Annotated in this window: 14 protein-coding genes, 8 tRNA genes and 3 rRNA genes; 6 read left to right on the forward strand and 19 right to left on the reverse strand. The window is 40.6% G+C overall.

Annotation, left to right across the window (positions count from 1 at the left end; all coding sequences use genetic code 11):
• Window positions 1-110 precede the first annotated feature (110 nt).
• Window positions 111-1097 (forward strand): biotin--[acetyl-CoA-carboxylase] ligase, encoded by a 987-nt coding sequence (locus tag AC4BB7_RS17330; RefSeq protein WP_490483901.1) that lies wholly within the window; start codon window positions 111-113, stop codon window positions 1095-1097.
• Window positions 1098-1233: 136 nt separating this feature from the next.
• Entirely contained in the window at window positions 1234-2205 is a 972-nt protein-coding gene (locus tag AC4BB7_RS17335) for an LPXTG cell wall anchor domain-containing protein (RefSeq protein ID WP_490483902.1), read from the forward strand.
• Between the two features lie 81 nt (window positions 2206-2286).
• Here the strand turns inward: AC4BB7_RS17335 and menA are convergent, their stop codons facing one another.
• The 3 genes from menA to pplA form a co-directional block, all read right to left on the reverse strand.
• A complete protein-coding gene (gene menA, locus AC4BB7_RS17340) occupies window positions 2287-3240 on the reverse strand; it encodes a 1,4-dihydroxy-2-naphthoate polyprenyltransferase (protein WP_490483903.1) in 954 nt (317 codons plus the stop codon).
• Between the two features lie 11 nt (window positions 3241-3251).
• Entirely contained in the window at window positions 3252-4325 is a 1074-nt protein-coding gene (locus tag AC4BB7_RS17345; protein ID WP_086314687.1) for an FAD:protein FMN transferase, read from the reverse strand.
• A gap of 172 nt (window positions 4326-4497) precedes the next feature.
• Window positions 4498-5427 (reverse strand): extracellular electron transfer flavoprotein PplA, encoded by a 930-nt coding sequence (pplA, locus tag AC4BB7_RS17350; protein WP_490483904.1) that lies wholly within the window; start codon window positions 5425-5427, stop codon window positions 4498-4500.
• A gap of 265 nt (window positions 5428-5692) precedes the next feature.
• Here pplA and AC4BB7_RS17355 point away from each other — a divergent pair, with 265 nt between their 5' ends.
• The 4 genes from AC4BB7_RS17355 (at window position 5693) to AC4BB7_RS17370 (ending at window position 9734) form a co-directional block, all read left to right on the forward strand.
• On the forward strand, window positions 5693-7600 hold the full coding sequence (locus tag AC4BB7_RS17355; protein ID WP_490483905.1) for an FAD-dependent oxidoreductase: 1908 nt from the start codon (window positions 5693-5695) through the stop codon (window positions 7598-7600).
• A 108-nt stretch (window positions 7601-7708) separates the two neighbouring features.
• Window positions 7709-8131, forward strand: coding sequence for a NusG domain II-containing protein (locus tag AC4BB7_RS17360; RefSeq protein ID WP_490483906.1), 423 nt, complete (start codon window positions 7709-7711; stop codon window positions 8129-8131).
• A 16-nt stretch (window positions 8132-8147) separates the two neighbouring features.
• A complete protein-coding gene (locus AC4BB7_RS17365; protein WP_086314691.1) occupies window positions 8148-8708 on the forward strand; it encodes a Gx transporter family protein in 561 nt (186 codons plus the stop codon).
• 39 nt (window positions 8709-8747) lie between these two features.
• Complete coding sequence (locus AC4BB7_RS17370; RefSeq protein WP_490483907.1) at window positions 8748-9734, forward strand: polyprenyl synthetase family protein; 987 nt, start codon at window positions 8748-8750, stop codon at window positions 9732-9734.
• Window positions 9735-9776: 42 nt separating this feature from the next.
• On the opposite strand, the gene gor is transcribed toward AC4BB7_RS17370, so the two are convergent.
• The 16 genes from gor to AC4BB7_RS17450 all read right to left on the reverse strand — a co-directional run bounded on the left by gor (window position 9777) and on the right by AC4BB7_RS17450 (window position 22572).
• Window positions 9777-11129, reverse strand: coding sequence for a glutathione-disulfide reductase (gene gor / locus AC4BB7_RS17375; protein ID WP_490483908.1), 1353 nt, complete (start codon window positions 11127-11129; stop codon window positions 9777-9779).
• A 65-nt stretch (window positions 11130-11194) separates the two neighbouring features.
• Entirely contained in the window at window positions 11195-12436 is a 1242-nt protein-coding gene (locus AC4BB7_RS17380) for a peptidase U32 family protein (protein ID WP_086314694.1), read from the reverse strand.
• Window positions 12437-12450: 14 nt separating this feature from the next.
• Window positions 12451-13371, reverse strand: coding sequence for a peptidase U32 family protein (locus AC4BB7_RS17385; RefSeq protein WP_490483909.1), 921 nt, complete (start codon window positions 13369-13371; stop codon window positions 12451-12453).
• 251 nt (window positions 13372-13622) lie between these two features.
• Complete coding sequence (locus AC4BB7_RS17390; protein WP_490483910.1) at window positions 13623-16112, reverse strand: ATP-dependent Clp protease ATP-binding subunit; 2490 nt, start codon at window positions 16110-16112, stop codon at window positions 13623-13625.
• 4 nt (window positions 16113-16116) lie between these two features.
• On the reverse strand, window positions 16117-16584 hold the full coding sequence (locus tag AC4BB7_RS17395; protein ID WP_086314697.1) for a CtsR family transcriptional regulator: 468 nt from the start codon (window positions 16582-16584) through the stop codon (window positions 16117-16119).
• 143 nt (window positions 16585-16727) lie between these two features.
• A tRNA-Pro gene (locus AC4BB7_RS17400) sits at window positions 16728-16801 on the reverse strand.
• Between the two features lie 84 nt (window positions 16802-16885).
• Window positions 16886-16959: transfer RNA gene (locus tag AC4BB7_RS17405), tRNA-Arg, on the reverse strand.
• Between the two features lie 98 nt (window positions 16960-17057).
• Window positions 17058-17143: transfer RNA gene (locus tag AC4BB7_RS17410), tRNA-Leu, on the reverse strand.
• Window positions 17144-17157: 14 nt separating this feature from the next.
• Window positions 17158-17229, reverse strand: a tRNA-Gly gene (locus tag AC4BB7_RS17415).
• An 8-nt stretch (window positions 17230-17237) separates the two neighbouring features.
• Window positions 17238-17310, reverse strand: a tRNA-Thr gene (locus AC4BB7_RS17420).
• Between the two features lie 35 nt (window positions 17311-17345).
• Window positions 17346-17427, reverse strand: a tRNA-Leu gene (locus AC4BB7_RS17425).
• Between the two features lie 12 nt (window positions 17428-17439).
• A tRNA-Lys gene (locus AC4BB7_RS17430) sits at window positions 17440-17512 on the reverse strand.
• A 6-nt stretch (window positions 17513-17518) separates the two neighbouring features.
• Window positions 17519-17591 (reverse strand) — tRNA-Val (locus tag AC4BB7_RS17435).
• 14 nt (window positions 17592-17605) lie between these two features.
• Window positions 17606-17721: ribosomal RNA gene (gene rrf, locus AC4BB7_RS17440) — 5S ribosomal RNA — on the reverse strand.
• 95 nt (window positions 17722-17816) lie between these two features.
• Window positions 17817-20728: ribosomal RNA gene (locus tag AC4BB7_RS17445) — 23S ribosomal RNA — on the reverse strand.
• Between the two features lie 283 nt (window positions 20729-21011).
• Window positions 21012-22572, reverse strand: a 16S ribosomal RNA gene (locus AC4BB7_RS17450).
• Together the 16S, 23S and 5S rRNA genes with 8 tRNA genes alongside form the textbook arrangement of a ribosomal RNA operon.
• Window positions 22573-22828: the final 256 nt, after the last annotated feature.

Genomic DNA, 22828 nt, shown 5'->3' on the forward strand with positions numbered 1-22828 from the left:
AGAAATCATACATCCTAAGAAGGATTTTTTCCTCCTCTTTTAGGCCTATCGCGGTTGACCCACCTTCCTCCCATCAGATACAATGAAACTACTATAAAGGAGCGAAGTATATGTCTACTAAAAGTCAGGTGTTAACCCTATTAATGAAACAAGCGCCAAAATTTATCTCAGGAGAAGACATGGCCCAACAACTTTCTTTATCTCGAACTGCCATTTGGAAAGCAATCAATGAATTAAAGAAAGAAGGCCACACTATTTCGAGTAGCCGGAATAAAGGCTACTGCTACGATAAGTCAGACGTCTTATCTGCAGAAGGAATCCATTTAGCACTAGATTCTAAAACACCAAAGCTTTCCATCACCGTGTTAAATTCTTCAGAATCTACTATGAAAGATGCTAAACTTGCGGCAATCAACGGTGATCCAGATAATACATTGATCGTAGCGAATACTCAAGAAGCTCCTAAAGGACGGTTCGGTCGACCATTCTTCTCAAAAGCTGGTAGCGGTATCTATATGAGTATGTTGTTAAGACCCAATCAAAACTTTGAAGAAATGGCACAATACACAGTGATCATGGCTGTAGCGATTGCTCGCGCTATGGATGACCTTGCCAATGTAAACACCGAAATCAAATGGGTCAATGACATCTATATCAACGGCAAAAAAGTCTGTGGTATTCTCTCAGAAGCAATGAGCGATGTTGAATCTGGACAAATTTCAAATGTCATTATTGGTATGGGAATCAATTTTTCATTAAAACAAAATGAATTTCCAGAAGAGTTAAGAGAAAAAGCAACCTCTTTATTTTCAGAAAAAGAACCTACGATTACACGAAACGAACTGATCGGGGCGATTTGGAATCAATTCTACAGCATATTGAATAAGCTACCTGAACAAACATTCCTAGAAGAATACCGCAACAAATCCTTTGTACTTGGGAAGACTGTTTCATTTACTCAAACAGGCATTGATTATGAGGGAACCGCCATCGCAATCAATAATCATGGCGAATTAGTTGTTCAACTACCAGATAAAACGGAAAAAATCCTTTCTTCTGGAGAAATCAGTTTAAGTAAAATAAAATCAACGATTTAGCTTGCTAAACAAACGAAAAATATTAAGAATTCCTTAAGAAAAAAAGAATCTAACCTCACAAGTATTCTACTTATATTTCATTTATGTTACATTTATATCGCTATCAATACGAATGTTACGAAAAAGGAGAGTATTTATGAAAAAAATGGTTTTTTGTTTGGTTACTTTAGCTTTGATTCTTCCAAACACAGCAGTAGCAGAAGAAAACACATCCACAACGGAGAATTCAAACGTTGAAAGTTCATCCGTTGTAGAATCAACACAAAATAGGGATACAAAAATAGAGGAAAGTAGCTTTTCTTCTACAATAGACTCAAGTTCCACAGAATCATCTAGCACGAACCAAATTGCTTATGGGGATTTTGTCGATTCAACACTCGTAGTTTCTCAAGGAGAAAAAGTTACCGCAGAAATGTTGCATGATGATGCTTCATCTCACGGTGCTGCATTTAGAGAGCTCAAGCTTTTGGAAGAACCTTCCACAGAAAAAGTAGGGAAAAATAAAGTAAAAGTCAGCTTCATGATTTATCCTTTAGAAGAAGGTCAAGGGGATAAACAAAAAGTTACCTTAGAGATGGGTTACACTGTAATCAAAGCTGCTCCAACCTATGATATCCAATTTATTTCTTACAGCAAAGAAAACAATGAAGTTAAAGGAAGGGTACTGTCTACTGATAGCGGTTCAATAAACGACTTATCTATTATTGGTTATAGTGTAGATAGCCGACTAGGTCTAACTGCCGCAACGATCAAAGAGCTTTATTCATTAATAGATCCAAGTCATTCGACTACCACTGATGCAGACGGTTTCTTCACTCTTCCTTACCAAGACAACTATAGTTTCTCTGCATTCAATCCTGAATCAGGGGACTATTCACCAATCTACACGTTGACTGATAAAGCATTTGCTGGAACTTCAGAAACAGCTGATTCTTCTAAACAAGTCAAAAATACAGAATCATCTTCTGAGAAAAAAGAAGAAAAGAAAAAAGGGTTATTTCCGAATACAGGGGAAAAGAAAACTGTTTACTATTCAATTGCTGGTATTGCCATTATTTTATTAGCTATACTATTTCTTTTCATTAAAAGTAAAAAGAATAAAGGTTAATTTATGAAAAAGGGTTGTTAAAATAGATCGCAAAAAAAAGAAGGAAGCAGAGTCGTTGTTGGTTACTGCTTCCTTCTTTTTTTATAATTTCTCTAAAACAATTGTCAGAAATAAACCGACTAAATAGCTACCGTTAAAGGCTATCAAATTTTTTATCGAATAACCAAAGCTTTTAGGATGTGGCAATTCTTTTTTGAACAGCTGAAGGTTCTTCCAAACAATTGGCAATGATAAGAATACGACTAAAATCGGCCAACGATATACACCAAACGGTAAACCGATCAATACAACGGCATAACACGCCAACATCAATAGTTGAAACAAGATCACACCCTGCTTTCTACCAATGTAATAAACCAATGTATACCGATGATTCTCAATATCTGTATCCAGATCCCTCAAATTATTTGCCAACATAATATTCGCAATTGTAAACACCATCGGCAATGAAGCCCAAATAATTGCAACTACTGCCCACAAACTCCCAGTCAAAGCAAATGTTCCACGACTCCAATCAAGCAACAGGTAAAATGGACGGCTCTCTTGAACATTTAAATAAATCGTCATCGCAAAGATCCCAAGTCCCATAGTAAACCCACTGAACACTTCACCTAAAGGCATCCGCGACAATGGGATTGGACCAAACGTGTAAAAAATACCAATGAAGCAACATACGCCGCCCATCACTAAAAATAACCAACCAGTTTTAATTGTTAGAAAAATACCGATCAAAGCAGAAAAAGTAATCATTCCAAAGATCATATTTCGCACAAGAACTGGGGCAATTCCCGAGCTCCCAATAATGTTTTCTTCATATTTATATACTTCAGACTTTGCTTTCTTAAAATCCATATAATTATTGATTGCTGTCGTCGCCATGTCAAACACGACCATACCAACAAAAAACAACACTGTATACCCTAATTGAAACTGATTAAAATAAGCAATAGAAAATAACACCCCAACTGCAAAAGGAAATAGACTTGCTAATTTTGTCTGGATTTCCACAACTTGCAAAAACACTTTCAACGTCATATCCGTTCTCCTTATTTCAGGTCTTTACGATTACCCATGGTGTAACCTGAATCTTTTCCTAACTCAAACACTTTTTCAATATCTTTACTTACAAATACTTCATCTTCTTTTGTAACAAAAATCACATCGACATCTTTTAGACCTTCAGCATATTCTAGCCCTTTTTTGACACCCATAGAAAATACTGCTGTTGATAGACCATCACCATCAATTGATTTATTCGTGATCACAGTCACTCCAGCAATATCATTATCAAAAGGATAGCCCGTTTTTGGATCAAATAGATGATGATAATTTTTACCCTCTACTTCTAAGAAACGTTCATAGATTCCAGAAGTAACTAATGTTTTATTGCTTTCTTGAACTGTTCCGATCACTGTATTTCGTGCTTTATTAGGATCTTGAATACCAACATTCCAGTCCATATCTTTCCCTCGAGGGCTATGTCCAAGAACATAAACGTTCCCGCCTAAATCCACGATAGCGGTCGTGACACCATTATCTTTTAAGACTTTCACGACCTCATCTGTGATAAACCCTTTAGCAATCGCACCTAAATCTAGCTCCATACCTTTTTCTTCAAGGTAGACTGTTTTGTCTTCATCATTTAACTTCACTTTGTGATAATCAACTAATTTTAATGCTTGATCGATCTCTTCTTGTGAAGGTTTACGGGCATCATCAAATCCTATATGCCATAATTGCGTGATCGGCCCAATAGCCATGTCAAAACCGCCAGAAGAATCTTCACTATATTCATATGCTCGTTTTAATAATGGGTAAATATCATCGGAAACTTTAACTGGTTTGATTCCAGCTTGTTCATTGATCTCATCTATCTCAGACCCTTTTTCATTAACCGTGATTTTAGCGCCTAGCTCTTTTACCCGATCAAAAGCTTTTTTTAACACTTCTTCTTTACCATCATCGTAAATTCTTACTTGTACATACGTTCCTAACAATGATTGCTGATCTGAATAAGGTTCTTTATTGATTTTTGACTGCGCGTCTTTCGAATTACATCCTGCCAAAACAACCAATAATAATGCTATTGCTACAGTGATTAGTGTTTTTTTGTTCTTCATCATATCCCTCTTTCTAAATAGAAAATTGTCTTATTTATAGTAGCTCTTTTTTTCGTGAATGGGAAGGATTTTCTATCTGTCATTTATGTATTTTGATAAAAATAAAAGCAGAATTCAGAGCGATATCTGAATTCTGCCACGTATATATTTGTTCGTTCACTTGTGTGAAAAATTATTTTTTCATTACAATGTTGTCTACAACGATTTCATCAGTGTTGCCTTTTTCAGCAGCATTGATCAATTGTTCAGCATACATTACGAATGAATGAGAGCTGTGAGTTGCGCCTGTTACAACTTCAACGTCTGCAGCTGATTTGCCTTCTTCACCCATTGTTTTTACTAATTCTTCGTTTAACGTTTTGATGTATTCTGCTGGGCCTACGCCTGATTTGTCTTTCATGCTTTTGTTGTAGTCAGCATCATCTTTTTTAGATTTGCCTTCATCATTTACGTTATCGTATTTAGATTCTGTTACTTTGCCATCTTTCACAACGATTGAAAATTCAGTGTGGTAGCCATTTGAATTATTTTTTTCTTTCAATGAATACGTACCATCTTTAAGGTCAGCACCATTGTCGATTTCGATTGTTTTAGTATCTCCTGCTTGAGCTGCTTGGATCAATTGTTGTGCATAGTTTTGGAATGATTCACTAGAGTGAGTCGCACCAGTTACTACTTCTACACCGTCAGCGCTTTGAGCTTTAACAAAAGAATCGTTTAATTCTTTAATGTATTCAGCTGGACCTACGCCTGATTTGTCTTTCATGTTTTTGTTGTAGTCAGCGTCATCTTTTTTAGATTTGCCATCAGCGTTGATATTGTCATATTTAGATTCAGTGATTTTGCCATCTTTAACAGTCATTTCAAATGTTGCACGGTAACCGTTAGATTCGTTCTTTTCTTCTAATTTATACGTACCATCTTGTAAATCGCCACCAGCTTCTTTTTCTGCTACTGTAGAAGAATCAGCTGTTTTTGATGTTGCAGTACTTGAATCAGATGATTTTGCTGTTTCTTTCTTTTGATCTGATCCACATGCTGCTAATAAAAGAGATGATAGTGCGATAGCTGTGAAGCCCTTTACAATTTTATTCATTTTCATTTTGTTCACCATTTCCTTTTCTTAAACGTTCCACAAATTAAGTTTGTGATATAATTTACATTCTATAGAAAATTTCAATTATGTCAATTAAAGTTATAAAAGAAAGACAAAAATTTACCCGTTTTTCACACTTTTTTAATAATAAAAATTTATTTCCTATATTTAAGAATTGTTATTAGACAAAACCCGAATATCGCTATATAATGAAATCGATTGTGTAATTATTATCATTTTCTATTTTATTTTTTTAAGGAGCGGATTATCAATGACAAAGCAAAAAATTGTCGTTGTGGGAGCTGGTTATGCTGGAGTTTCAGCTACTAAATTTTTAGCAAAAAAATTGAAAAAAGATTCTGACGTTGAGATTACTTTAATTGATCGTCATTCTTACCACACCATGATGACTGAGTTGCACGAAGTAGCTGGAGGACGTGTTGAACCTTCTGCGATCCAATACGATTTGCAACGTTTATTCTCACGTAAAAAGAACGTTACTCTTGTAACAGACACTGTAACTGGTATCGATAAAGACAAAAAAGTCGTTCAAACGAAGTTAGGTTCTTATGAATTTGACCAATTGATCATCGGTATGGGTGGCGAGCCAAATGACTTTGGTACTCCTGGAGTTAAGGAACATGGATTTACTCTATGGTCTTTTGAAAACTCTCTGAAAATTCGTGAACATATCTTGGAAACAGTTGAAAAAGCAGCAATCGAACCAGATCCAGAAGTTCGTAAAGCAATGCTAACATTTGTTGTCTGTGGTTCAGGATTTACTGGTATCGAAATGGTCGGCGAACTGATCGACTGGAAAGATCGTCTAGCTAAAGACTTCAAACTTGATCCTAATGAATTTACATTAATGGTCGTTGAAGCAATGCCGACAATCTTAAACATGTTATCTCGTAATGACGCAGCCAAAGCTGAACGTTATTTAGAGAAGAAAAATGTAAAATTGTTGCTTAACGCACCAATCGTTGAAGTCGCTGCAGATCATATTAAATTAAAAGATGGTTCTACAGTTCCAACACACACATTGATCTGGACTGCCGGTGTTAAAGCAACTTCTGATGCTGCGGACTTCGGTTTAGAATCAGCTCGTGGAAATCGTTTGATCGCAAACGAATTTATGCAAGCCAAAGGATATGAAGACAAAAACATTTATATCGTTGGTGACTTGGTGTATTACGAAGAATTCCCTGAAACACCAACTCCGCAAATCGTTCAAGCAGCTGAACAAACTGGTCACACAGCCGCTGCTAATATCGTAGCTGACATCAAAGGCAGCGAAAAACACAAATTCAAAGGAAATTATCAAGGATTCATGGTTTCTGTCGGCTCTAAATGGGGTGTGGCGAACTTATTTGATAAAATTCACCTTAGCGGTTTCTTAGCAATCATTATGAAACACATCGTTAACTTGAAATATTTCTTTGATATCCGTTCTGGTTACTACATGTTCCAATATATTATGCACGAATTCTTCCATATTAAAGACGACCGCAACGTAACACGCGGACATTCTTCTCGTTATGGTAATGTTTTATGGAGCGTTCCATTACGTGTATTCTATGGTATGGTTTGGCTAGTTGAATCAATGAAGAAAATTGTCGGAACTGGCGATTACTTGAAACCAAGCACTTGGTTTGGTGATGGTTCATGGTTTACTGATAAAGTCGCTTTCCCATTCCCTTGGTTACAAGAACAAGTAACGACTGGTGCATCTGCCGCAGGTGGCGGTGCTGAGGCAACTGAAACAACAGCTAAAGCTGCTCAATTTGGTTTAAGCTATGCATATGGTGAAGAACCAATGCAAGTGTTCGATCACATGCCTAAATGGTTTGAAAGTGTTATGAAATTCATGATGCCTAACCAAGAAGTTGCTTTATTCATGCAAAAATTCATGACAATCGTTGAGGTCTTGATTGCTTTAGCATTGATCGCTGGATTATTCACTTGGTTAAGTAGTGCCGCAACAATTGGTTTAACAATTGCCTTTTGTCTATCAGGCATGTTCTACTGGGTAAATATTTGGTTTATCTTTGTAGCCTTTGCTTTGATGAATGGCTCTGGACGTTCACTTGGTTTAGACCGCTGGGTCATCCCTTGGGTACAACGTACATTAGGTAAATGGTGGTATGGTACACCTAAATCTAGATACGGCAGTAAATAAATACTTTTATAGCAAAAATCTAAGAGAGTTCTAGGTTTACTCCTAGAACTTTCTTTTCTCATTATGATAGAATATATTAAACTAAAAACGACAAAGGAGAGGAAAGAGTTGGATTTTAAAGAATTTATTCAAAAAAGTTATATACGTCCTTGGGATATTGTCATTATTTTACTTCTAACAATCAGTTCTTTCTTGCCCCTTGTTGTTTTTGGCATACAAAACACGGCACAAGATGATGCCACAAAACAGGCAGTACTAAAAGTAGACGGTGAAGTCATCAAGGTCTTCGACTTAAAAAAAGATGGCCCTACTTATACATACAGATACGAAGCCGCTGATGGTGATTACAATGTGATTGAAGTTAGTGGAGATAAAATCCGTATGGCAGAAACAAATTGCGGAGATCAAATTTGCGTACAACGAGGCTGGATATCTAAAGCAGGAGAAACACCGATTGCGTGTTTGCCCCATAATTTATTCATCACAGTTGAAGCTTCTGACGGGAGTGAGGATGGCAGTTTGATATACTAAACATTGCCAACATTTTATGAGTAAATTACAAAAAAACATCTATATTTCCATGTTAGTCGCTCAGGGTGTGATCATTGGTTTGATTGAAAATATGATTCCTTATCCCTTTGCTTTCGCCCCTGGGGCAAAGCTTGGACTGGCTAACTTGATTACGATCATTGCTATTTTCACAATGCGAAAAAGAGACAGTTTCTTTTTAGTTTGCATGCGTCTAATTTTGACGACCTTACTTGGTGGAACGATCTCGACCTTCTTTTACAGCGCTAGTGGCGCTCTACTTAGTTATTTTGGTATGTTGCTCATCATGCAATTAGGACCAAAACGTGTCAGCATTATCGGTATTAGTGCTGCGGGTGGATTTTTGCATAACGTTGGGCAGCTATTGACCACTTGTTTCTTCGCGCAATCGTGGGCTCCGATGCTTTATCTACCGTTTCTTTCATTTATCGGCTTATTATCTGGGATTGCCATAGGTATTGCGGCCAACTACTTACTTCGCCATGTTCAAACCTTACGGCAATTTCAATTGAATTACGAATCAACAACCAAGCATAAATGGAGTCAATATTTCCAATAACATCTTAGTCTGATCGAGTACAATCAAAGGAGTCATTTTATGAACATTCACCCAATGTGGAAAAAATATCCTGAACTAGCAAAAGAATTAAATAGCACACTAAAGCTGATGGAAAATAGTGTTAATTTGAAAAACAAAGAAGTCGAAAACGCGGTTATGTCGATGATTCATTCTGGTGGAAAATTGCTTCGACCAGCTTATCAACTTCTATTTTCTCAATTTGGAGAAAATAGAGAGTCGAAAAAAACAGTTGCTCTTGCTGCTGCGATTGAATTACTGCATACTGCAACATTGATTCATGATGATATTGTAGATGATGCAGATATAAGACGCGGCTTACCAACTATTCGGTCTCAATTTGGTAATAGCACAGCCGTTTACGCTGGTGATTATCTATTTGTCAGTTGTTTCAAATTGTTGGCTGACTACTCTTCTTCTTTAAAGAGCATCCAGTTAAATTCCCGAAGCATGGAAAAAATACTAAGCGGTGAATTAGGGCAAATGGACAATCGCTATAACCTTGAAATGACGATCGATCAATACCTTGAAAACATTTCTGGTAAAACTGCTGAGCTATTTTCACTAAGTTGTTTTGTTGGGGCTTACGAAAGTGGAACTTCGGAACGATTTGCTAAAAATTGCGGAAAGATCGGAGAAAACATTGGTATTGCTTTTCAAATTATTGATGACGTTTTAGACTATACGCAAAGTCCTGAACAAATTGGTAAACCTGTGTTGGAAGATGTCCGTCAAGGTGTTTATTCGCTTCCTTTACTATACGCTTTGGAAGAAGGAAAAGAAGTTTTACTTCCCTATCTAGAAAAAGGGGAAGCATTGACTGATGCTGAAACCAATAAAATCTACGAACTGGTTCATTCATTTGACGGTGTTGCTAAGGCACAAAAACTTGCAGAAAAATATACACAACAAGCATTAAAAGGCATCACTAAGTTACCTGATACATCAGCTGATGCTAGGGGTAAACTCTTAACTATTACACAAGCAATTCTTGCAAGAACAAATTAAGAGAAAAAGGACAAGACGATTTTTTCCGCCTTGTCCTTTTCCTTATCTCATCGTTACAAATTCTTCTGAACCTGTTGGGTGAATTGCGACTGTATTATCAAAATCTTTTTTCGTCGCCCCCATTTTAATAGCTACTGCAAAACCTTGCAGCATTTCATCCACACCTAAACCTATTCCGTGCAACCCAACGATTTTTTCCTCTTCACCCACACAAACTAGTTTCATATCACATTTTTGGCGATACTCTCCTAGCGCAAAATACATCGGCGTAAAAGTGGATTGATAGATTTTGATATTTTCATCACCGTATTTTTCTTCTGCCTCGATTTCAGTTAAACCAACTGTCGCAATCGGTGGATGAGTAAAGACAACGGTCGGAATCGTTTCATAATCTAAGTATTCATTTTCTTTCCCATTAAATAAACGTTCTGATAATCTTCTTCCTGCCGCAATAGCAACAGGTGTTAAATCGATTTTACCAATGACATCTCCAACGGCATATACACCTGATTGGGTCGTATTTTGGAATTTGTCGACTTTTACATAGCCTTTATCTGTCAACTCAATATGTGTATTCTCTAAACCTAGCGTATCTGTATTCGGTTGACGTCCTGTACCAAATACAATGCTATCAGCTGTGATTTTAGTCCCATTTTCAAAGGTAATCATCAATTCTCCAGATTCAAACTTCTCAATTGAACGAGGTGTTGAATGAGGATAAATGTGCATCCCATCTTCAAGATAGTGCTCAACCACTTTTTCAGAAAGCATCTCGTCGAATTCCCGTAACGGTCGCTCTTTTCTAAATGCCCAATGCGTTTCAGCACCCAAACCATGGACCGTTCCAGCAAGTTCAGCTGCTATATAACCTGCTCCCACAAACACTACTCGTTTTGGCAGTTCTTCTAAGGCAAAAAAACCATTAGAATCTATTGCATATTCTTCACCAGGAATCCCTAACTTTTTAGGACGACCGCCAGTGGCAATCAAGATATTGGGCGCTGTATATGTTTCAGCTCCCGCTTTGATTGTATGATCATCAACAAATGTTGCATATTCAGATAAAACTTCTACTTTATTACTATCTAATCCACGATGATACGCCGCATGTAAATTATCAATGTAGGCTTCACGATTTTGAACAAGCTTTTTAAAGCTGAAATCTTTTACATCTACGTCAAAACCATATCCTTCTGTATCACGCTTCATCATTTCCATCATTGAACTTGCTTGCCACATCACTTTTTTAGGTACACAACCAACATTGACGCATGTTCCGCCGATGTCACCTGCTTCGATTAATAAAACCTTAGCACCATACATACCTGCGCGATTAGCAGAAGCAATTCCGCCGCTTCCACCGCCAATTACGATATAATCATATTGTTTTGCCATTGTTTACCTATCCTCTCTGCAATGAAAGGGACAAGCCGTAACAGCCAATCCCTCACTTAATTTATTTATTTCTTCTTACGAATCATATCGCCAACTGCTACTGGTTCTACGACCGGCATCGTTAAAATCATCATTGGATTTGGTGCTCGATCGATCGACTCGTTCTCTTCATTATACATAACTTCTACCGTTTGATGGAAGTGATTGAACCCAGGACCATAAAATTCAATTTCATCGCCGACACTGAAATGGTTTCTCTGACGAATCGTTGCAACTTTTGTCTCAGCATCATACGCCATGACTTCTCCAATAAATTTATATTGAGGAATCTTGCGGCGTTCTCCGAATAATTGTTCTTCATCAGTCGGTACATGATAATAAAAACCAGTTGAAAGTTCTCTTTGAGCAACTTTCCAAAGCTCATCGATCCATTCTTGTTTACATTCATAATTTTCCGGATCTTCCATATAAGTATCTACTGCTTTTTTATACACATTCGCTACAGTTGATACGTAGTGGATTGATTTCATACGGCCTTCGATTTTAAAACTATCTACACCATTTTGAATCAGTTCAGGAATATGCTGGATCATCGCCATATCCACCGCACTCATTGAAAATTCTTCTTCCACTTCACCTTTATCGGTTAAACTTGTACGCTCAGCACCAAAAGGCATGTCATAAAGCTCATATTTCCAACGGCAAGATTGAGAACAGCCACCGCGGTTTGCATCACGCATAGACATATGATTAGACAACGTGCATCTACCTGAATAAGAAATACACATCGCTCCATGAATAAACGCTTCAATCTCAACATCCGTATTTTTACGAATTTCAGCTACTTCATCCATAGATACTTCACGCGCCAAAACAACCCGTTCCAGTCCTTCATTTTTCCAAAACTCTAATGTTTCATAATTCGTAGCTGAAGCTTGTGTGGACAAGTGGATTGGCAAGCCTGGTGCTTCCGCTGCACAAATTTCAATCAAGGCTGGATCAGATACGATTACTGCAGAAATACCGACATCACGTATTTCTCTAAAAAAGTCTCCTGCTCCTTCTTGGTTTCCTTCATGAGTAACCATATTTGCTGCCACATAAACTTTTGCACCATGTTCGTTAGCGAATGCTACGCCTTCGATCATATCTTCTTTTGTAAAATTACCTGCTCGGCTGCGTAAACCATAAGCATTTCCGCCAATATATACCGCATCTGCACCGTAATGAATAGCTGTTTTTAGTTTTTCTAGCGTCCCTGCTGGTGCTAAGACCTCAGGACGCTTCAATGTTCGTTCGTTTGTCATGTGTTTTTTTCTCCTTATTTTATCTCGTCTGGATCCAAATCAAAGAATCCGATATCTAAACCACGATTTTCTGGGTGAAGCACTTCGATTTGTTCAATTGCTTTACAAGCCTGCTCGCTCGACCAAAGACCCGCTTCGATTTTTTCTTTCGCATTTACAAATAGCTTAGCAACTTCTACAAAATTTTCTCCCGGAGCATAAATCCCATCAAGTTTCCACTTTGTGTAATTATGTTCATGAAGTTTGTCCAATTCACCAACTAGGTTTACATCATTGTCCGCAAAAATATGAGTGCCATGGCTATCTTCATAAATCGAATAGTGCGTTTCTTCTTTTTTAGGTTCCGATATAAACAAACCTCGTTCTTTGCTGGCAGACTCATCATTTTTAGTGAAATTGTAGTAATTTTGTAGTAAAGGGCGTTTGGATTGATGGATACATGTGGCACCATATACAAGAACTTCAGCTGGAACCATCAAGTTTTCCTTCATCGCTTTCATCTCTTCAAAAGGAACTTCACGAGCCAAGACCGCGCCAACCGATCCACGCTTCGCCCAGAAATTGATCTGACGAGAACTAGTTACTAATGTTTCTCCATCATAAATGTAGGGAATATCGATTCCATCTCGTTGCATCACAAACACAACTCCAGGATCACCGACCGTTACCTGATCTACGTTTATTTCTTTTAAAAATGTTAAATATTCTGGAACCTTTTTCATCTTTTCTGGATGCATAATCCCATTTAACGCTACAGTTACTTTTTTACCAGTATTGTGCGCTTTTTCAGTGATGATTCGCTGTTCCTCACGAGAAAACGATGTTGGTAATCGTAAACCAAACATCTCCTCCCCAATGTATAAAGTGTCTACCCCGACTGCTAACAATGCCTCCGCTTGTTCGACAGATTCAGCAGTCGCAATAAGTTCAATCATTTTATATCCTCCTTTAAAAGCTGAACAAGTGTCCATTTTTCGAATAAATTATTTAAAAAGTTATGTTTTTTACTTTTTCCAACAGTCTTCTAACAACTGTTTTATAGTAGCATAGGTTCACAAACTTTCCAATAGTCTCTCTTTATTTTAATGTACATTTTTCACAAATTCAATGTTGCAATTTGCTTTTCTTAAAGAAAAAAACTGTGCAAAACAGATTCGTTTTGCACAGCGAATTAAAGATTTTTTTGTTAAATTGTTTGTAAAACTTGTTCGGGTTTAGGTGATTTAACATTCAATGTTATTTTCCCTTTGCTTGCACCAATGGTTACCTTGTCTCCAAGATGGATTTGACCAGAAAGCAATGCTTCACTTAGTCGATCCTCCACCTCTTTTTGTAGTGCTCTACGAATTGGTCGTGCCCCATATTCTGGATCAAAACCAACTTTTCCGATGACTTCAATAGCAGCTGCCGTGATCTTCACATTGACATCTTGTTCTCTTAAGCGTTGAACAATTGATTTACTCATGATTTTCACTATTTCGTGAATTTCTTCTTGATCCAATGAACGGAAAACAACTGTTTCATCCACACGATTCAAAAACTCTGGACGAAATGCTTTCTTTAATTCTTCTATGATTCGTTTTTGCATCGCACCGTAATCTTTAGTTAGATCTTGTACATTGAAACCAACATTTTTTTCATCACGAATCGCTGTTGCACCAATATTTGATGTCATGATCAAAATTGTATTTCTAAAGTCAACTTTACGTCCTTTAGAATCTGTCAAATGACCATCGTCTAATACCTGTAATAGAATATTAAAGACATCTGGATGAGCCTTTTCTACTTCATCTAATAAAATGACAGAGTATGGCTTTTGACGGATTTTTTCAGTTAATTGACCGCCTTCTTCATAGCCCACATAACCTGGAGGTGAGCCAATCAAACGGCTAGTACTGTATTTTTCCATAAATTCAGACATATCCACACGAACCAGAGCATCTTCACTACCGAACATTGTTTCAGCTAAGGTTTTTGCCAGTTCTGTTTTACCGACACCTGTTGGACCTAAGAACATAAATGAACCGATTGGTCTATTTGGGTCTTTCAACCCACTACGGGCTCTACGAATAGCGCGTGATACAGCTTGGACCGCTTCATCTTGACCAACTACTCGATGATGTAGGATACTTTCTAGTTCAAGTAAACGTTCACTTTCTTTTTTCTCCAGCTGTTGCAACGGCACACCCGTCCATTGTGACACAACATTAGCAACATCTTGCTCTGTAACGCGATTTGCATACCCAGAAGCCTCTTTTTGCTCTAATAATAAAATGTTTTCTAATTTACGAGCCAGTTTTTTTTCTTTTTGGCGTAGTCTTGCCGCACTTTCAAAGGATTGTGACTGAATCGCTTCTTCTTTCTCTTGAACTAAGCGAGCAATCTCCATACGTAAGTTATTGATTTCCGAAGGTTCATCTGCCAAGTCTAAACGAACTTTAGCTGAAGACTCATCCATCAAATCGATTGCTTTATCTGGTAATTGACGAGAATTAATGTAACGTACGGATAGTTGAACCGCCGCATGCAACGCATCATCCGTGATTTCTACGCCATGATGTTCTTCATATCGTGAACGCAAACCTTTTAAAATCTCTTCTGCTTCTTCTGGTGTCGGTTCGTCGACTTGTACACGAGCAAAACGGCGTTCCAAAGCAGAATCTTTTTCTATATATTTTTGGTATTCATCTAATGTTGTTGCTCCAATTGTTTGTAGTTCCCCTCTTGCAAGGGCTGGTTTTAAAATATTCGATGCATCAATAGCACCTTCCGCACCACCTGCACCGATCAAGGTGTGCAATTCATCGATAAATAAAATTACTTCGCCATCTTGATAAATTTCATCAATGACTTTTTTTAATCGATCTTCAAATTCACCACGATACTTAGTCCCAGCAACTAACGCTCCCATATCCAACATCATCAAGCGTTTTTCTAACATATCTTCTGGTACTTCGCCATTCACGATTTTTTGTGCTAATCCTTCAGCAATTGCTGTTTTACCAACACCTGGCTCACCGACTAAAACAGGATTATTCTTTGTACGACGACTTAGAATTTGAATCAACCGTCTAACCTCTTGTGAACGTCCAACTACAGGATCAAGATTATTTTCACGTGCTAATTTCGTTAAATCACGTGCTAATGAGTCTAAAGTCGGTGTTCCTTTTGGTGCTGCTTTTTGAGCTTGATTATTTCGGCGACGTCCTACATTACCGCTCATTTGCGGATCAGTAATACCTATTTTTTTCATTAATAACTGACGCATTTTGGATAAACTTAAACCTAAATTCAATAAAATACGTGAAGCTAATATATCTTCATCTCTTAATAAACCTAGTAAAATATGTTCAGTTCCAATATTTGGTGCCCCTAAACGTTTCGCTTCATCTCCGGCGTACGCAAAGATTTGTTTCGCGCGAGGAGAATAGGGTAAATAAGCACCTTTAGGATAACCTTTAACTGTTCCATAGCCAGTTAAGTGTTCAATTTCTTCACGGATATCATTTTTATCAGCATTCAACTGACGCAAAGATTTTCCAGCAATGCCATTAGGCTCTAAAACTAAAGCCAATAATAAATGTTCTGAGCCCACGGATTGATGCCTAAAATACTTTGCTTCTTCTTGTGCAATGGCTAGTACTGCCTTGGCACTTTCTGTAAATAATTCGTCCATACTATCATTCCTCCTCGTAACTCAAACGTTCTAAAAATGAATGCATCAATTGAGCACGTAAATAATCTTCATTTGATCCTGCTTTGCCTAAAACCTGTTTCCCAAGAACAGACAACATCAGATTTCCTTCTCTTTTGGTAATCACTTCTTCTTCATACAACTTTTGTATAAAAATCAGTGCATCCTTTTCTGAAAGTCCATTACCCGTAAACTGGGCAATTTGTTTTAATAATTGATCACTATCAGAAATTTGGACTTTGGCGATCCTAATATAACCACCGCCACCACGCTTACTCTCGACAGAATAACCTCGTTGGATCGTAAAACGCGTATTGATCACATAATTAATCTGGGAGGGAACACAATTGAATAAATGAGCCATTTCAGCTCTACGAATCTCAATCTTACTACTTTCTTCAAGAATTTTTTTTAAATATGCTTCTATTAAATCTGAAGTATTTTGATTACTCATCACACTCATCCTTTTCCCTTGACTAATACTGACCTTAATTATACATAACTTTAAGTGTTTAATAAAGGAGAATGCCTAATTTGATAAGAAAAGATAAACAAGTAAACAAAAAAAGAACAGAGAAGACCACTCTGTTCATCAAATCGGGAAGACAGGATTCGAACCTGCGACCCCTTGGTCCCAAACCAAGTGCTCTACCAAGCTGAGCTACTTCCCGTAGCTATAATAATAAAAAAAGACTAAACGCTTAAAAGGAACTAAGTTTCTCTACCTTCTAATTCGTAGTCAAACATTCAAAGTATGCACCCAAAGGGAGTCGAACCCCTAACCTCTTGATTCGTAGTCAAGCACTCTATCCAGTTGAGCTATGGGTGCTAAAACAAGGATCAAAGTCAGATGTATCCATCTGCTTCGTACTTGTTAACATCTATTCTGTCAATTTTACAATTGCCATTCATAGTGTTTCAAAGCAATGCCGAGGACCGGAATCGAACCGGTACGGTGATCACTCACCGCAGGATTTTAAGTCCTGTGCGTCTGCCAGTTCCGCCACCCCGGCGAAAGAACAAGCTAAGCGGAAAACGGGGTTCGAACCCGCGACCCCCACCTTGGCAAGGTGGTGCTCTACCACTGAGCTATTTCCGCAGTCTGGATGCCGGCTAAAGGATTTGAACCCTCGACCCTCTGATTACAAATCAGATGCTCTACCAACTGAGCTAAGCCGGCGTTATAATCGCCTAGTATTAAAACGAGACTAAAAATGCGGGTGAAGGGACTTGAACCCCCACGCCGTAAGGCGCTAGATCCTAAATCTAGTGCGTCTGCCAATTCCGCCACACCCGCAAAATATTTCTATGAGCCGTGCAGGGCTCGAACCTGCGACCCTCTGATTAAAAGTCAGATGCTCTACCAACTGAGCTAACGGCTCAAAAAATGGAGGTTGACGGGATCGAACCGCCGACCCCCTGCTTGTAAGGCAGGTGCTCTCCCAGCTGAGCTAAACCTCCAAGACAACACTTTAGCGTGGCGACGTCCTACTCTCACAAAGGGAAACCCTTCACTACAATCGGCGCTAAGAAGCTTAACTTCTGTGTTCGGCATGGGAACAGGTGTATCCTTCTCGCTATCGCCACCACACTGGGTGTTGTTGCTATTAAGTTGAGTGATTATTCACTCAAAACTGGATTGAAGTAGTAATCAAACATTCCGAAAAACTTTTTTATTTCGTTTCTTTGGTTAAGTCCTCGACCGATTAGTATTGGTCCGCTCCGTACATCACTGCACTTCCACTTCCAACCTATCTACCTGATCATCTCTCAGGGGTCTTACTTTCTTAAAGAAATGGGAAATCTCATCTTGAGGTGGGCTTCACACTTAGATGCTTTCAGCGTTTATCCCTTCCCTACATAGCTACCCAGCAATGCCCTTGGCAGAACAACTGGTACACCAGCGGTAAGTCCATCCCGGTCCTCTCGTACTAAGGACAGCTCCTCTCAAATTTCCAACGCCCGCGACGGATAGGGACCGAACTGTCTCACGACGTTCTGAACCCAGCTCGCGTGCCGCTTTAATGGGCGAACAGCCCAACCCTTGGGACCGACTACAGCCCCAGGATGCGACGAGCCGACATCGAGGTGCCAAACCTCCCCGTCGATGTGGACTCTTGGGGGAGATAAGCCTGTTATCCCCAGGGTAGCTTTTATCCGTTGAGCGATGGCCCTTCCATGCGGAACCACCGGATCACTAAGCCCGACTTTCGTCCCTGCTCGACTTGTAAGTCTCGCAGTCAAGCTCCCTTCTGCCTTTACACTCTGCGAATGATTTCCAACCATTCTGAGGGAACCTTTGGGCGCCTCCGTTACTCTTTAGGAGGCGACCGCCCCAGTCAAACTGCCCACCTGACACTGTCTCCCACCACGATAAGTGGTGCGGGTTAGAGGGTTCATAACACAAGGGTAGTATCCCACCAGCGCCTCCACCGAAACTAGCGTTCCGGGTTCATCGGCTCCTACCTATCCTGTACATGTGGTACAAACACTCAATATCAAGCTACAGTAAAGCTCCATGGGGTCTTTCCGTCCTGTCGCGGGTAACCTGCATCTTCACAGGTACTAAAATTTCACCGAGTCTCTCGTTGAGACAGTGCCCAAATCGTTACGCCTTTCGTGCGGGTCGGAACTTACCCGACAAGGAATTTCGCTACCTTAGGACCGTTATAGTTACGGCCGCCGTTTACTGGGGCTTCAATTCTGAGCTTCGCCGAAGCTAACCCATCCTCTTAACCTTCCAGCACCGGGCAGGCGTCAGCCCCTATACTTCATCTTTCGATTTTGCAGAGACCTGTGTTTTTGATAAACAGTCGCTTGGGCCTATTCACTGCGGCTGACCGAAGTCAGCACCCCTTCTCCCGAAGTTACGGGGTCATTTTGCCGAGTTCCTTAACGAGAGTTCGCTCGCTCACCTTAGGATACTCTCCTCGACTACCTGTGTCGGTTTACGGTACGGGCAGTTGTTTTCTCACTAGAAGCTTTTCTTGACAGTGTGACATCAGGAACTTCGGTACTATTATTTCCCTCCCCATCACAGCTTGTCCGTATAGAGTAAAGCATTTGACTCTACTCAAGACTTACTGCTTGGACATGCACTTCCAGTCGCATGCATTCCTTAGCCTCCTGCGTCCCTCCATTGCTCAAACAAAAACAACTGGTACAGGAATATCAACCTGTTGTCCATCGCCTACGCCTATCGGCCTCGGCTTAGGTCCCGACTAACCCTGGGCGGACGAGCCTTCCCCAGGAAACCTTAGTCATACGGTGGACGGGATTCTCACCCGTCTTTCGCTACTCATACCGGCATTCTCACTTCTAAGCGCTCCAGCCGTCCTCACGATCGACCTTCAACGCCCTTAGAACGCTCTCCTACCATCACACCAGAGGTGTGATCCACAGCTTCGGTAATATGTTTAGCCCCGGTACATTTTCGGCGCAGGGTCACTCGACTAGTGAGCTATTACGCACTCTTTAAATGGTGGCTGCTTCTGAGCCAACATCCTAGTTGTCTGTGCAACCCCACATCCTTTTCCACTTAACATATATTTTGGGACCTTAGCTGGTGGTCTGGGCTGTTTCCCTTTCGACTACGGATCTTATCACTCGCAGTCTGACTGCCGAATATGAATGAATGGCATTCGGAGTTTATCTGAATTCGGTAACCCGAGATGGGCCCCTAGTCCAAACAGTGCTCTACCTCCATCATTCTTAACTTCGACGCTAGCCCTAAAGCTATTTCGGAGAGAACCAGCTATCTCCAAGTTCGTTTGGAATTTCTCCGCTACCCACAGCTCATCCCCGCACTTTTCAACGTACGTGGGTTCGGTCCTCCAGTGCGTTTTACCACACCTTCAACCTGGCCATGGGTAGATCACATGGTTTCGGGTCTACGACTACATACTCATTCGCCCTATTCAGACTCGCTTTCGCTGCGGCTCCGGCTCTTCACCTTAACCTCGCATGCAATCGTAACTCGCCGGTTCATTCTACAAAAGGCACGCCATTACCCATTAACGGGCTTTGACTTGTTGTAGGCACACGGTTTCAGGATCTATTTCACTCCCCTTCCGGGGTGCTTTTCACCTTTCCCTCACGGTACTGGTTCACTATCGGTCATTAGGGAGTATTTAGCCTTGCGGGATGGTCCCCGCGGATTCCGACGGAATTTCTCGTGTTCCGCCGTACTCAGGATCCTCCTAGGTGTTGCCAACATTTCGTCTACGGGGCTATTACCCACTTTGGCGAACCTTTCCAGATTCTTCGACTATCTTGACAGACTACCACAACGGAGTCCTACAACCCCAACAAGCAAGCTTGTTGGTTTGGGCTCTTCCCGTTTCGCTCGCCGCTACTCAGGGAATCGAATTTTCTTTCTCTTCCTGCAGGTACTAAGATGTTTCAGTTCTCTGCGTCTACCTCTAACCAGCTATGTATTCACTGGCAAGTAACATCCTATAAAAGATGTTGGGTTTCCCCATTCGGAAATCTCTGGATCATAGCTCACTTACAGCTCCCCAAAGCATATCGGTGTTAGTCCCGTCCTTCATCGGCTCCTAATGCCAAGGCATCCACCGTGCGCCCTTATTCACTTAACCTTATGACCTTACGGTCAGTTTGTTTGGTTCGTTTCTCTAGCGATAGAGGCGTCACCAATAAAATAAGCATTCGAACTATTTTAATTAAAAAACTCATTCAACGCGGTGTTCTCGGTTTGTTTTGATTACTTTTTTACTTCAATATCCAGTTTTCAATGAACAATTCGTTTGAGAGAAATCATATAAAAAAGAAAATCAAGCGATTCGCTTTTTTTTTAAGAGTAAACCTCTCAAAACTGAACAAAGTGTCGACGAATGTGTAAGTTTCCGTAATATTCCTTAGAAAGGAGGTGATCCAGCCGCACCTTCCGATACGGCTACCTTGTTACGACTTCACCCCAATCATCTATCCCACCTTAGGCGGCTGGCTCCACAAGGGTTACCTCACCGACTTCGGGTGTTACAAACTTTCGTGGTGTGACGGGCGGTGTGTACAAGGCCCGGGAACGTATTCACCGCGGCGTGCTGATCCGCGATTACTAGCGATTCCGGCTTCATGTAGGCGAGTTGCAGCCTACAATCCGAACTGAGAGAAGCTTTAAGAGATTTGCATGACCTCGCGGCCTAGCGACTCGTTGTACTTCCCATTGTAGCACGTGTGTAGCCCAGGTCATAAGGGGCATGATGATTTGACGTCATCCCCACCTTCCTCCGGTTTGTCACCGGCAGTCTCGCTAGAGTGCCCAACTGAATGATGGCAACTAACAATAAGGGTTGCGCTCGTTGCGGGACTTAACCCAACATCTCACGACACGAGCTGACGACAACCATGCACCACCTGTCACTTTGTCCCCGAAGGGAAAGCTCTATCTCTAGAGTGGTCAAAGGATGTCAAGACCTGGTAAGGTTCTTCGCGTTGCTTCGAATTAAACCACATGCTCCACCGCTTGTGCGGGCCCCCGTCAATTCCTTTGAGTTTCAACCTTGCGGTCGTACTCCCCAGGCGGAGTGCTTAATGCGTTAGCTGCAGCACTGAAGGGCGGAAACCCTCCAACACTTAGCACTCATCGTTTACGGCGTGGACTACCAGGGTATCTAATCCTGTTTGCTCCCCACGCTTTCGAGCCTCAGCGTCAGTTACAGACCAGAGAGTCGCCTTCGCCACTGGTGTTCCTCCATATATCTACGCATTTCACCGCTACACATGGAATTCCACTCTCCTCTTCTGCACTCAAGTCTCCCAGTTTCCAATGACCCTCCCCGGTTGAGCCGGGGGCTTTCACATCAGACTTAAGAAACCGCCTGCGCTCGCTTTACGCCCAATAAATCCGGACAACGCTTGCCACCTACGTATTACCGCGGCTGCTGGCACGTAGTTAGCCGTGGCTTTCTGGTTAGATACCGTCAAGGTAAGAGCAGTTACTCTCCTACTTGTTCTTCTCTAACAACAGAGTTTTACGATCCGAAAACCTTCTTCACTCACGCGGCGTTGCTCGGTCAGACTTTCGTCCATTGCCGAAGATTCCCTACTGCTGCCTCCCGTAGGAGTCTGGGCCGTGTCTCAGTCCCAGTGTGGCCGATCACCCTCTCAGGTCGGCTATGCATCATGGCCTTGGTGAGCCGTTACCTCACCAACTAGCTAATGCACCGCGGGTCCATCCATCAGTGACACCCGAAAGCGTCTTTCAAATCAACACCATGTGGTGTCGACTGTTATGCGGTATTAGCACCTGTTTCCAAGTGTTATCCCCCTCTGATGGGTAGGTTACCCACGTGTTACTCACCCGTCCGCCACTCCTCTTTTCAAATGAGTGCAAGCACTCGGTAGAAAAGAAGCGTTCGACTTGCATGTATTAGGCACGCCGCCAGCGTTCGTCCTGAGCCAGGATCAAACTCTCATAATAAAAGTTGAACACAATCTGAAAGATTGTTAAGCTCATTTGTTTGCTAGCATATTGCTTCGCTTTGTTAAAAATTGTTGTTTGTTTTTACCGTTGTAAAAACAACCTACACATTTGGTTCGTCTTACTTTGTTCAGTTTTCAAAGGTCTACTATGTTACCTCGCAGCAACTTTTATATCATATCAAATCTTCGATTTGATGTCAACACTTTTTTTAAAAAAAGTTTCAAAGTTTTTTCTGCTTGATGTTATCGAATGT

Source organism: Enterococcus sp. AAFC-DPL-5182, from assembly GCF_058216605.1.